The 12,965-nt window shown below is 66.3% G+C and carries 10 protein-coding genes; 6 read left to right on the plus strand and 4 right to left on the minus strand.

Going from position 1 to position 12,965, the window contains the following annotated elements; genetic code table 11:
* Positions 1-161 precede the first annotated feature (161 nt).
* The 3 genes from E8M01_RS16760 to E8M01_RS16770 all read right to left on the minus strand — a co-directional run bounded on the left by E8M01_RS16760 (position 162) and on the right by E8M01_RS16770 (position 1,930).
* Complete coding sequence (locus E8M01_RS16760) at positions 162-605, minus strand: acyl-CoA thioesterase (RefSeq protein WP_136961161.1); 444 nt, start codon at positions 603-605, stop codon at positions 162-164.
* Positions 606-670: 65 nt separating this feature from the next.
* Positions 671-1,156 (minus strand): hypothetical protein, encoded by a 486-nt coding sequence (locus tag E8M01_RS16765; protein ID WP_136961162.1) that lies wholly within the window; start codon positions 1,154-1,156, stop codon positions 671-673.
* A gap of 279 nt (positions 1,157-1,435) precedes the next feature.
* The gene (locus E8M01_RS16770; protein ID WP_170181935.1) at positions 1,436-1,930 is read right to left on the minus strand and encodes a GtrA family protein; all 495 of its coding nucleotides are present in this window, start codon (positions 1,928-1,930) and stop codon (positions 1,436-1,438) included.
* 125 nt (positions 1,931-2,055) lie between these two features.
* On the opposite strand from E8M01_RS16770, the gene E8M01_RS16775 reads away from it, so the two are divergent.
* The 4 genes from E8M01_RS16775 (at position 2,056) to E8M01_RS16790 (ending at position 8,674) form a co-directional block, all read left to right on the plus strand.
* Entirely contained in the window at positions 2,056-3,120 is a 1,065-nt protein-coding gene (locus E8M01_RS16775) for a glycosyltransferase family 2 protein (protein ID WP_136961164.1), read from the plus strand.
* Positions 3,120-3,908, plus strand: coding sequence for a ChbG/HpnK family deacetylase (locus E8M01_RS16780; protein ID WP_136961165.1), 789 nt, complete (start codon positions 3,120-3,122; stop codon positions 3,906-3,908). Before E8M01_RS16775 ends, E8M01_RS16780 begins: the two co-directional genes overlap by 1 nt.
* A gap of 280 nt (positions 3,909-4,188) precedes the next feature.
* Positions 4,189-5,490, plus strand: a complete 1,302-nt coding sequence (locus tag E8M01_RS16785) for an efflux RND transporter periplasmic adaptor subunit (RefSeq protein WP_136961166.1) — start codon at positions 4,189-4,191, stop codon at positions 5,488-5,490.
* 34 nt (positions 5,491-5,524) lie between these two features.
* Positions 5,525-8,674 carry an efflux RND transporter permease subunit gene (locus E8M01_RS16790; protein ID WP_136961167.1) on the plus strand — a complete coding sequence of 1,050 codons (3,150 nt, stop codon included), beginning with the start codon at positions 5,525-5,527 and terminating at the stop codon, positions 8,672-8,674.
* A 38-nt stretch (positions 8,675-8,712) separates the two neighbouring features.
* Here E8M01_RS16790 and E8M01_RS16795 read toward each other — a convergent pair whose 3' ends face one another.
* Entirely contained in the window at positions 8,713-10,197 is a 1,485-nt protein-coding gene (locus E8M01_RS16795) for a TolC family outer membrane protein (RefSeq protein WP_170181936.1), read from the minus strand.
* Positions 10,198-10,459: 262 nt separating this feature from the next.
* On the opposite strand from E8M01_RS16795, the gene E8M01_RS16800 reads away from it, so the two are divergent.
* Both E8M01_RS16800 and E8M01_RS16805 read left to right on the plus strand, forming a co-directional pair.
* Positions 10,460-10,738, plus strand: coding sequence for a hypothetical protein (locus E8M01_RS16800; protein WP_136961169.1), 279 nt, complete (start codon positions 10,460-10,462; stop codon positions 10,736-10,738).
* A gap of 112 nt (positions 10,739-10,850) precedes the next feature.
* On the plus strand, positions 10,851-12,950 hold the full coding sequence (locus E8M01_RS16805) for an ABC transporter ATP-binding protein/permease (protein WP_136961170.1): 2,100 nt from the start codon (positions 10,851-10,853) through the stop codon (positions 12,948-12,950).
* Positions 12,951-12,965: the final 15 nt, after the last annotated feature.

The raw sequence follows: 12,965 nt of genomic DNA on the forward strand, positions 1-12,965 counted from the left end.
ATAAGGCAACGCCTTGCAACCCACGAAGTTTCTGGGCCGGCATATTTGGTCGCTGCCGTGGCGGAAAGGTCGCAAATGACCTGGAAGGACAGCACTGGCCGGCGTCAATGACATGCGGATCCTGTGGTTGCTTGGCTCGAAACACCCGCGGGATCGACGGATCACGGCCGGGTCGTGGTCCGGTCGATCGCCGCGGTCAGGCTCTCGGGCAGAGCGATCGGCCGACGCGTCGCGGCGTCGACATAGACGTGGACGAAATGGCCGTGCGCCAGCGTCTCGGCTCCCCCCGCCTTGAAGATGCCGATCTCGTAGCGTTGGCTCGACCGGCCGCGCTCGGCAAAGACGATGCCGGCTTCCAGCGACTCCGGATAGCTTGCGGGTGCGAAGAACGAGCAGCGCGTGTCGACGACCAGGCCCATCCAGGCGCCGCCGACCGGCGCGAGCCCGGCCTCGCCGATCAGGAAGGCGTTCACCACCGTGTCGAAATAGGCGTAATAGACGACATTGTTGATGTGGCCATATTGATCATTGTCCGACCAGCGCGTCTGGATCGGCGTGAACCAGCGGAAAGCATTGCGCGGGCGCGCTATCGGGCGTGAGGTCATGGTCCGGCTCGGCTTGAAAACGGGCGGGCCATCAAGCCCGATCGGCGGCATCTTGGAAAGGCAGGTCAGTCGACGGCCATGGCCTTGAGCGCCGCGACGTCGAGCGGCATGAGATCCGGCGCGATCCAGGCGCGGCGCGCGTCGACCGAGAGCAGCAGGTCGCGGCTCCAGAACATGAAGATGCCGTCCTTCGAGCCAAGGCGGCTTTCGACGAAACCGTTCACCCGGTCGACCAGCGGCAAGGCCGGGGCTGTTTCGAGGTAACGCGCCGCCGCCCAGGAATAATAGAGCGTCACCGTCTCGTGATAGCCGCGCATGTCGTTGTTCGGGGTGCCCACGGCCTCGTTATAGCTGCGGATGCCGTCGCGCAGCAGCGCCTGGGCTTCGGTCTCGCCAAAGCGCGCGACATGCCAGAGCCCGACGGCCAGATGCGCCTGATGGGTCCAAGCGGCGATCGGCAGCGTTCGCGTCCGGAAGCCCTCGATGATGGCGAGGATGGCGTCCTCGGCGTCGAAGGGCGGGAAACGCCGCCCGGGGGTCTGCATGCTCATGCCGTATTGTCCATTCGCCGCGCTTTGTGAGGGCCACCTGCGGGGGCCACCCGGCCGCCCGTCAGCCGCAGGTTAGCCGCCGGCCGGGCTCAGGCAAATCGGCAGATCCAAATCGGCGGACCCCGGACCACCCGTCCTTCGGTCGGGACAAAAAAGTGCGGCCGCCTCGGGGCTGAGGCGACCGCGACAACGGATGGCCGAACCGGGGGCTGGATCGGCCACGGGAAGGAAGCTCAGAAGAGCCTCCACCAAATGCTACGCGGGTCGGACGGAATCGGATCACCGCTGGATCGTGTCGTCGGGCGATTTTGAGCCGGGAAACACCACCAGGCGGGTCATCGCGAAATTGGTCACGAAGGCAAAGCCGATCGGCACGATGGCGGCGAGCGTCAGCGGCAGATATCTGACCGCCACCAGGAAGCTCAGCACCTCGACGACCAGCCCGAGCGTGCCGGACGCGACGAAGCGGCCATAGGTTGGCCAGGCGAGCCGCCGGCCGCTTTCGGCGGCAAATGTCGTGAGTGTGTTGAGAACGTAAGAATTGGACACCGCGACGGCCCAGCCGATCGCCTTGATGATGCCGAGCGCACCATCGGACGCGCCCAGGCCGAACGGGATCAGCACGCCCAGTGTGAGCCCGACGGTGATGACGTAGTTGACCAGCGCGTTGACCACGCCGACCAGGCCGAAGGAGACGAATTTCGGCGCCTCGCGGGCGACGAACTCGAAAAACCGGGTCGTGATCGACCGATCTTGTTGGCTGCCGTTCATCATGGGGCCGTGGTCTACACGCTTTTGCGTCATGAAACAGCCGGCTTGGTCGGGCATGACTTCACGCAGCTGTGAAGACAGTGCATCATTGTGAATTGTTCAGGATCGGCCGGGGGGCCGCTAATACGATGACCGCGAATGACGGGCGAGTAATCGCCTTCCCAGGTGTCGAGACCCAGCCTTTCGGGCTGACCATCGTGGTGCCGGCCTATAATGAAGCCGAGGCGCTGCCGCACACCCATGCCAAGCTCCTGACACTGGCGCATTTGCTCAAGGAAAGGCGCGGCCTGTCGGTCGAGCTGCTTTATGTCGATGACGGCTCGCGTGACGGCACTCTTGCGGTTGCCCGCGGTCTCAAGGCCGAGGGCGCCGACGTCCAGGTCATCTCGTTCTCGCGCAATTTCGGCAAGGAGGCGGCTCTGCTCGCCGGCCTCGACCAGGCGCGCTACGGCGCGGTTCTGTTCATGGATGCCGACGGCCAGCACCCGACGGCGGTGGCCGAAACGCTGATCGCCCATTGGCTCGACGACGGCTATGACGTCGTCTTCACCTACAAGGCGCATCGGCGCGACGAGCCGTGGCTGCGTACCTTTTTCGTCAACGCCTTCTACGGGCTGGTCAATGCCGGCGTGCGCCAGAAGATCCCGGCCGATGCCGGCGATTTCCGGCTTCTGTCGCCGCGGGCCGCCCAGGCATTGCGCCAATTGCCGGAGCGCGGCCGCTTCTTCAAGGGGTTGTCGAGCTGGGTCGGGTTCCGCCAGATCGGCGTGCCCTACGAGCCCGATCCGCGCCGCCAGGGCGAGGCCAAATGGAGCTTCCTCGGCCTGCTCGCCTTCTCGATCGAAGGGCTGACCTCGTTCTCGATCGTGCCGCTGCGCATGGCGAGCCTGTTCGGCGCCGTGCTGGCAAGCATCGCCTTCATCTATGGCCTGGTGATCATGGCGGAGACCCTGTTCTTCGGCCATAGCGTGCCGGGTTATCCCTCGCTGTTCGTCGGCATCATGTTCATTGGCGGCGTGCAGCTTTTGATGATCGGTGTGCTTGGCGAATATATCGGCAAGATCCTGTCCGAGCTGAAAGGCCGGCCGGTCTATCTGATCGGCGAGCACCTCTTGAAGCGTGCCGCCGACAATCCGGCTGCGTCCGACAAGACCGGCAATACCACCAGCCAATCGGCCAGCCTGTCGGACTGATGAAGCGCCTCATTCTCTGCGCCGACGACTATGCGCTGAGCCCCGGCGTGTCCCGGGCGATCCGCGAACTGGTGCTGGCCGGCCGCTTGAACGCGACATCGGTGATGTCGGCTGGTCCGGATCTCCAGGCGGAAGCCGCGGCACTCCTGGGTCTCGGCCGGCCGGGCCTCCAGATCGGACTGCACGTGACGCTGACCGGCGGACTCGCACCCTTGACCGCGCCGCGCCTGCGACGGTTCTTCGGTCTGACCGGCCTGATGCTGCGCTGTTTTACCGGCATGGTCGACAAGACGGCGTTGTCCGCCGAGATCGGGGCCCAGTTCGCCGCTTTCGACCGGGCGTTCGGACGTCCGCCGGACTTTATCGACGGGCATCAGCATGTTCATCTCCTGCCGGTGGTGCGCAGCCTCGTGCTGGATGCGGCGCGCCGGCATGCTCCGGGCGCCTGGCTGCGCCAGTGCCGGGACGCTGGCGAAGGCCTGAAGGGACGGATCATCTCGGGCTTGTCCGGTGGCCTCATCGCCGATGCCAAGACGGCGGGTTTCGTCACCAACCCGGCCTTTTCCGGCGCCTATGAATTCGGTCGCGCCACCGATTTTGCCGAGATCTTCCCGCGCTTCCTGGCGGACCTTCCCGACGGCGGCCTGGTGATGGTGCATCCGGGATATGTCGACGATGCCTTGAGACGTGTCGATCCGGTGCACGAGCCGCGCGAGATGGAGCTGGCTTATCTTGCCGGCGACCGGTTTCCGCAGGCGCTTGGCGCGGCTGGCTTTGTGCTCGGCTAGGCCGCGCCGGCCCGGTCCATGTCTTCGCATGCGCATCCAGCCCGCTATTGAGCCTCGGCCGGCTCCAACCGGCGCCTCGGTTGCAATCGATCTGTCAGGTCCAATGCTTATTGTCGCGCCGCCGCCGATGCCAGTGGGCATCTGCGGCCGCGTGGACCGGTGCCATGCGACATGGCCCATGGTCCGGCCGTCCACAGCGGCTGGGTTCTTGGGTCGGATATCGGTTCGCCGGACGGGCTCTTTGCGGCGCCGGCGGGCCTTCTAGATCGCAGGCGCCGTCATGGATCAGTCGAAAACCTGTTGGGCCGCTTGCCTCGACCGCGGCCCGGTCGCGCGCGCCGCCTGCGCCGTCATCCTCGCCACGCTGCTGATCGTCTCGCCGCTGAGCCAGGTGCCTGCCGCGGCCTTCGACCTGCCGTCCGTCACGCGACTGCTGGGCTTTGGTCGCGAGGCGCCCGCCGAAGCCGCGTCGACCGAGCGGGCCAAGCCGCGCGACGGCCGTTTCGTCGTCTCCGAGGCTGACTGGTCGACCTTCGAGCGGGTCACCGTCGCCGAGGCGACCTTCCGCGAGCAGGTCGTCACCGAAGGTCGTCTGGCGATCGACGAAAACAGCGCGACGCCGGTCATCTCACCCTATTCGGGCCGCACGACGCGCATCACCGCCTTGCCCGGCGACATCGTCCGCCGCGGCCAGGCGCTGCTGTTCTTCGAAGCCAATGACATGGTGCAGACGCAGAACGACTTCATCGCCGCGATCTCCGCGCTCGACAAGGCGCAGACCCAGCTGCGGCTCGCCGAGATCAACGCCAGGCGCCAGGAAGACCTGCTGGCCGGCCGCGCGGCGCCGCAGCGTGACGTCGACCAGGCCCGTGCCGACCTCGATGCGGCGCGCGCCGATCATCGGGCCGCGGTGACGGCGCTGGAGGCCGTGGAGAACCGCCTGCGCCTGTTCGGTAAGTCGGACGCGGATATCCAGCGCTTCCGTGCCGGCCGGCGGATCGACCCCGAAGTGGCGCTGCTGTCGCCGATCGAGGGCACCGTCGTCTCGCGCAAGATCGGCCCCGGCCAGTTCATCACGGGCGGTGCCGGCGATCCGATCTTCGTCATCGATGATCTCGATACCCTCTGGCTCAACGCCTATGTCCGCGAGGACGAGGCGCCGAAGGTCGCCCGCGGCGCATTGATCGAATTCCGCGTGCTGGCTTTTCGCGACCGGGTTTTCGTCGGCAGGCTCGATTTCGTGGCGCCCTCGATCGACGCCGGCAATCGCCGCTTGCTGGTGCGCGCGACGGTCGAGAACCCGGACCGGGAACTGAAGCAGCAGATGTTTGCCAATGTCGCGATCCAGGTTGGCGACCCCGTCAATGCGCCGGCCGTTCCACGCAACGCCATCATCTATGAAGGCGAGGTGGCGCGGATCTGGGTCGCCCATCCCGACAGGTCGGTCGAGCTGCGCCGGGTCACGCTTGGCATGATCCGCGGTGAAACCGTTCAGATCATCCACGGCGTGAAGCTTGGCGAAGAGGTCGTGGTGCGCGGCGCGCTGTTCATCGACCAGATGACGGCGGCCTTCCGCCGATGACATCAAGGCCGTTCCCGCCGAGGCAGCTTGCGTCATGAATGCCATTGTCGAATTCGCGCTGAAGCAGCGGGTGCTGATGGTGCTCGCCTTCGGCGCCATGTGCCTGGTCGGCGCGATCTGCTTCATGCGCCTCAATATCGAGGCCTATCCCGATCCCGTGCCGCCCATGGTCAATGTGATCACCCAGGGGCGCGGCCTGTCGGCGGAAGAGATCGAGCGCTACATCACCATTCCGGTCGAAGGCGTCACCGCCGGCCTGCAGAACCTCCGGCTGATCCGCACCACCTCGGTCTTCGGCCTGTCCGACGTCAAGCTGCAGTTCACCTATGACGTGACCTATGAGCTGGCTCTGCAGCGCGTGCTCAACCAGCTCGCCCTGCTGCCGCCCTTGCCGAACGGCGCCCAGCCGCAGATTTCCCCGATGAGCCCGATCGGCGAGATCTTCCGCTACCGGGTGGTCGGGCCGCCGGACTACAGCGTCACCGACCTGAAGACCATTCAGAGCTGGATCCTGCAGCGTCGCTTCCGCGCCATCCCCGGTGTCGTCGACGTGGTCGGCTGGGGCGGCAAGAACAAGACCTATGACGTCTCGATCGATTTCAACAAGCTGCTCGCCTACGGCCTGACGCTCCCCCAGGTCATGACGGCACTGCAGAACGCCAATCTGAACGTCGGCGGCAACACCGTCTCGATCGGCGTCCAGTCCGGTGTGGTTCGTGGCGTCGGCCTGATCTCGTCAGTCGACGACCTCAATGACACGTTCATCGCTGCCGTCGGCAATAGCCCGGTCCGGATCCGCGACATCGCAACCGTCAGTGTCGGCAACCAGCCGCGCCTCGGCATTGCCGGCCAGAACAATGACGACGACGTGGTGCAGGGCATCGTGCTGATGCGGCGCGGCGAACAGAGCATGCCGACCATCCTGCGGGTCCAGGCCGAGGTGGAACGCATCTCGGCGGGCGGCGTGCTGCCGCCGGGCGTCCGCATCGAGCGCATCTATGACCGCAAGGAGCTGATCGACGTCACCACCGCGACGGTGCTGCACAGCGCGCTGTTCGGCATCACGCTGATCTTCTTTGTCCAGTGGCTGTTCCTGGGCAACCTGCGCTGCGCCATCACGGTCGCCGCCACGATTCCCTTCGCGCTGGCCTTCGCGGTCACCATCATGGTGCTGCGGGGTGAATCGGCGAACCTTCTGTCGGTCGGCGCGATCGATTTCGGCCTGATCGTCGACGCGACCGTGATCATGACCGAGAACATCTTCAGGCTGCTCGCCGAGCGAAGTCATCAGAAGCGAACGCATGGCGTGGTCGAGGATGGTCCGACCGACCTGAAGCGCCGGCTGCAGACCATTCTGGGGGCGTCCAATCAGGTGGTCACCGCCATCCTGTTCTCCTGCCTGATCATCGTGACCAGCTTCATTCCGCTGTTCACCATGCAGGGCGTCGAGGGCTATATTTTCGGCCCGATGGCCAAGACCTATGCCTATGCCTTGGCCGGCGGCCTGGCCGCGGCCTTTTTCGTCACGCCGGCGTTGGCGGCCTTCCTGCTCAAGGGCGAGCTTTCCGAGCGGGAAACCCCGGTCGTCCGGGCGCTGAGGGCCGCCTATGAGCCGCTTCTGGAGCGCGCCGTCCGCCGCCGCGGCGTCACGCTTCTGTTCGCCGGCGGACTGATGCTGGTGTCGCTCGTCGCCGGCCGCAGCCTCGGGCTCGAATTCCTGCCCAAGCTCGAGGAAGGCAATCTGTGGATCCGCGCGACCCTGCACCCGACCATCTCGCTCGAGGAGGGCAACACCTACGCCAACCGGATCAGGCGCATCGTCGCGCAATTTCCGGAGGTCGCTTCGGTGGTTTCCCAGCAGGGCCGCACCGATGACGGCACCGAGGTCGCCGGTTTCAATAATGTCGAGATGTTCACGCCGCTCAAGCCGCGCGAGCAATGGCGCCCTGGCGTCGACAAGGCGAAGCTGGTCGAGGAGATCCTGGCGGCGCTGCAGAAGGAATTCCCCGGCGTCGATTTCAATTTCTCGCAATATCTCGAAGACAATGTCTCCGAGGCCGCCTCGGGCGTGAAGGGCGAGAACGCCATCAAGCTGTTCGGCAACAACCTGGCCGAGGTGACCGACTATGCCGAGCGCATCCGCAAGATCCTGGCGGGCGTTCGCGGCATCGACGATCTCGCTGTTTTCACCGTGCTCGGCCAGCCGACCATCGCCATCACCATCGACCGGGTCGCGGCGGGTCGCCACGGCCTGTCGCCGGGCGACATCAACACCGCGATCCGCACGGCGGTCGGCGGCGATACGCCCGGCGATTTTTTCGAAGCCGGCAGTGACCGCCGCTTCCCGATCATGGTGCGGCTGGCGCCGGCGTTCCGGCAGACGCCGGAGGCGATCCAGAATCTGAGGATCGGGGTTGCCGACCAGAACGGCACGGTCACCCAGATCCCGCTCGGCCAGGTCGCCGCGGTGACCCTGGTCTCGGGTGCTTCCACCATCTACCGCGAGCAGCAGCAGCGCTATATCCCGATCCGCTTCAGCGTCCGCGATCGCGACCTCGGCTCGACCATTTCGGAAGCGCAGGGCCGGGTCGCCGGCGAGATCAGGCTGCCGCCGGGCATGCGGATCGAATGGGCCGGTGAATTCGAGAACCTGCTTGCGGCGATCGCCCGCCTGCAGGTGGTGGTGCCGTTGACGCTCGCGCTCATCGCCTTCCTGCTGTTCGCCAGTTTCAACTCGCTCACCGATACGCTGCTGGCCCTCTCGGTCATTCCGCTGGCCATGGTCGGCGGTGTCTTCTCGCTGTTCCTGACCGGCACGCCCTTCGGCGTGTCGGGGGCGATCGGTTTCATCGCCTTGATCGGCGTGTCGGTGATGGAGGGCATTATCGTCATCACCTATTTCAACAGCCTGGTGGCGCAGGGGCGCGAACGCATCTCGGCGGCGGTCGAATGTGGCAAGGTGCGCATGCGCCCGGTCATGATGACCTGCGTCGCGGCCTGTGTCGGGCTGACCCCGGCGGCGCTGTCGACCGGCATCGGCAGCCAGGTGCAGAAGCCACTGGCCTATGTGGTGGTCGGCGGCGTGCTGGTCGCGCCGTTCCTGATCCTGGTCATCCTGCCGGCACTGATCGTCATGGTTTCGCGTCGCGAGAAGGCTGACGGGGACGAGAATGCGCTGGGCTGACGACGCGTCGTCAGCCCCGTCCTTATGGTGTCCGGAGCTCAGCGCGCGCTGGCCGGCCGGGCCGGGCCGGTTGGATTGCGCAGCTCGCCCCAGGCGTCGCTCCGCACGCCAAGGTCGGATTGCGGCGGCGGCGCGCCGACAGCCGGCTGCGTGACGCCGAGACGCGGCAATTCGAGCCGGCCGGTGGCCGCCAGAATGGTGTAGGACGCCACGAGCCGGTCACTTTGCGCCTGCAGCAGGCGCGCCCGCGCATTCACCGAGTCCTGCTGGGCGTTCAACAGTTCGGTCAAGGTGCGCAGGCCCGCATCGGCCTGTTTGCGGACGCCTTCGACCGTCACGTCGGCGGCGCGAACCTCGGCCGTCGCCGCCCGGATCGTGAAGGTCGCATTGTCGAGCGCGGCATGGCCGGCAAAGGCCACCGAACGCGACTGCACGCGAGCGCTGTCGAGCTGCATCTGCGCCTGTCCGAGCAGTTCGCGGGCCTGGCGCACCTGCGCTTCCGGAGCGCCGCCGGCATAGAGCGGCACCGTCAGCCGGCCGACCACTTGGGCGCTGTCCGTGCGCAGCGTGCTGACATCGATGCCGATGTCGCGCGCCACCTGGGCCTGCATGCTGAGCTGGGGCAGCATCTGGCCTTGTGCGACCCGAATGGCCGATTCCGCTGACTTCACCGACGAGATCGCCGCCAGCACCGCTGGGTTGTCCTGGCCGGCAATGTCGCGCGAGGCGTCGCGCGACCGCGGGATCAGCCGGTCCACGGCGCTGGCCGGCGCGAGCCGTGCGGCTGGCGGCGCGCCGACGATCCTGAGGAAGCGGTCGCGGGCGATCGACAGGTCGGTCTCGGTCGAACTCAGGTCGGCGAGACCCCGGCTCAGCCGCGCTTCGGCCTGGGCGACGTCGGTCGGGGTCGCCACGCCGGAGGCGAGCCGCGTCCGGGTGGTGGTCAAGGTCTCGGTGAGAAAGCCGACATTGCGCCGCTGCACTTCGACCAGCGCCTGGCCGGTCGCCACGGCCAGATAGGTGGTGGCGACGTCGAGCAGGACCGCCTGTTCGATGGCGCGCATCTGCTCGCGCTGGGTGCCGACCTGCGCCTGCGCCTGCAGCACCGAATTCTGGGTGCGCCAGCCATCGAACAGGGTTTGCGTCGCGGTCAGCGCCACGCCGCGCTGATAGAAAGTGCCGCTCTGGTAAGAACTGGTCGGTGTGCCCGACAACAGCGAGCGGGCCGACAATACGCCGGCATAGGCGGTTGCGCTGACCTGCGGCAGAAGGCCGGCGCGGGCCTGGGGAATGGCTTCCTGGGTCGCCCGCACCGAAGCGCGTTGCGCGAGAATATCGGGGTTGGACCGAAACGCGCGCTGGAACGCGGCGGCCAGTGTCGCCACGGTTTCGGCATGCGCACGTTGCTGTGCCGGCCGGCCGGGACGCGCCGGTTCGGCCAGGACAGGGGCAACCGCCATCATCGTCGCGGCGGTCGCGGCGATCAGGCGGCAGCCGATGTTCATGGTCGCGTGGCGTGACATTCCAGGTTCCGCACCACGCTTCGGCGAGGCTCGGCCCGCCCTGGCGGGATTGCCGCGCCGCGCATTGGTTGACGACGGGTCGGCCGGCATTTGCTAATGACGTCGCGGCGATGGCTGGCCGCCGATCAGCCGCGCCGGCGCCGATCCCGTGGCACCGATGTGAAACCGGGCCGCAACCGGCTGACGGGAGTGTGATGTGGCATATCGATCGTCTTTGGACACCGCCACGGATCGGCCATAACTCATCGCGAAAAGGCACGTCATGGCACGCTTCTTCTTCAATCGCCGTGGGGCGGACCCCGAGATCGCCGATGCCTCGCGGCGGCTGACCCTGGCCGTTCGTGACATTTTAGCACTGGGACCTGACGACGGGGTTACAGTCAGCGAGATCGCCTGTTCGCATCCCGAGTGCGGCGACGCCGAGACGGTCATCCTGATCATGCGGCTCGGCCGCCGGACCGAGGCGGTCAAGGTCTTGAAGGCCATGCGGCTGGTGACCGACGACGAGTTGCGCGCGGCGCTGGTGGATGCGGTGACGTGATTTCTGCTCTTTCTTTCGTGGCCCGCGCGTGGTCCTGTGCGGGCTCAGGCGCCACCGCGCTGAATCATCCGACAATCCATCGTCATTTCCTCATCTGTTACTGAGGTTCTCCATGCTTCCCATCGCCGCCGTAGCAGGCATTGCCGGTATCGCGCTCGGAGGCGCCTGGTCCTCGGGCGCGCTCGCCGTGCCGCCCTATGTCTTCTTGCTCACGCTGGTCGCGGCGGCGGTCAGCTATTTCGGCCGATCGGCCGGAACCCTGATCCGCGCGATCATTGGCTTCCTGGTGGTCTGGCACCTGGCCGCGGTGGCGATCCTGGTCGTCAACCAGCTCGGCCTGCTCCGGCCCGAGCTCGGGCCCTATCTGCCGACCTCGGCCAGCGTTCTCCTGTCGGTGATCTTCGCGGTGGTGGTGTTCGGCCTGAGTTTCCTTGGTACCATCCGGCAGATCACCAGGCTGGCCGATCCCTATTTCGAGGCGCGCGACAAGGGGGTGGTGGCGCTGCCCTTCGGGCTCAGGATCTCCTTGCAGGAACGCTACATCGCGCACGGGCTGCTGTTCGTTCTGCTGACCATCAATATCGCCCAGGTGCTGGCGACCGTCCTGCTGAACCAATGGAACAACCGCTTCTATACCGCTCTGCAGGAGCGTGCCGAGGCGACCTTCTGGATCGAGCTGCGCTTCTTCACCATCGTCGCCTTCCTGTGGGTCGTCCTGGCGGTCTACGAGCTCTACCTGACGCAATATACCCAGATACGCTGGCGTCGCTGGTTGACCGGCCAGCTCACCGAGCATTGGCTGACCGGCGGCGTCCATTACCGCATGCGCCTGACCGGATCGCAGACCGACAACCCCGACCAGCGCATCGCCGAAGACGTCCGGATGTTCACCTCGACGACGCTCGAACTGATGATCCGCTTCTTCTCGGCGGTGCTGACGCTTTATTCCTTCGTGCTGATCCTGTGGGGCCTGTCGACCAATTTCAAATACCAGGTCGCCGGCTTCAATCTCGAATCGGTCCCCGGCTATCTGGTCTGGGCGGCCCTCATCTTCGCGGTGATCGGCACAGTCTTCGCCCATCTCATCGGCCGCGCGCTGATCCTGATCAACTTCCAGCGCCAGCGTTATGAAGCCGATTTCCGCTTCAGCCTGGTCCGGGTGCGCGAGAACGACGAACAGATCGCGCTCTTGAAAGGCGAGGATGCCGAACGTGCCGGGCTCGCCCGCCGGTTTGGCAACATCGTGTCGAACTGGTTCGACTATATGCGCTACACCAAGCGGCTGACCTGGTTCACCGCCTTCCTGAACCAGACGTCGATCATTTTCCCCTATGTCATCCTGGCGCCGGCCTATTTCTCCGGTGCCGTCCAGCTTGGCGCCCTGACGCAGACCGCCGGCGCCTTCGGCCGGGTCGAGAACGCGCTGTCGCTGTTCACCAATCTCTACGGATCGCTTGCCGACTATAAGTCGGTGATCGATCGCTTGACCGGCTTCAACCGGACCGCCGCGGCGGTTCAGGTGCCGCCGACGCCGGCCATCGCCACCCAGACCGCCGGCGAAGCGCTCACCCTCACCGATCTGGCGGTGACCTTGCCTGATGGCAAACCGGTGGTGACCGCGCCGAGCCTGACGGTTTCGCGCGGTGACCGGGTGCTGGTCACCGGCCCGTCCGGGTCGGGCAAATCGACCCTGTTCCGGGCACTCGCCGGCATTTGGCCGCATGGCTCAGGCTCGGTCACCGTGCCATCAGGTGCGTCGCTCATGCTGCTGCCGCAACGGCCCTATTTCCCGGTTGGAACGCTGCGCGACGCGGTCAGCTATCCGGCCGGGCGCGGCGACTATTCGGATGCCGATATCGTCAAGGCGCTGGAAGCGGTGAAGCTGCCGGGACTCGCCGGGCGTCTCGACGAGGAGGCGTCCTGGCACATGATCCTGTCGGGTGGCGAGCAGCAGCGCCTTGCCATGGCGCGCGCGCTCTTGTGCAAGCCGGACTGGCTGTTCCTCGACGAGGCGACGGCGGCGATCGACGAGGCGGGCGAAGCGGCGCTCTACAACACCATCAGGGAATGGCTGCCGGACACCACGCTGGTCTCGATCGGCCACCGCTCGACGCTTGCCAATTTCCACGATCGGCGGGTCCACCTGTCGCCCGGCGACAACGGTATCCATGTCGCCGCCGACGCTCCGCTCATGCTGATGGCCAAGGCCTGAGGAACTCGGGCGGTG

Source organism: Phreatobacter stygius (genome assembly GCF_005144885.1).
Taxonomy (GTDB): Bacteria; Pseudomonadota; Alphaproteobacteria; order Rhizobiales; family Phreatobacteraceae; genus Phreatobacter; species Phreatobacter stygius.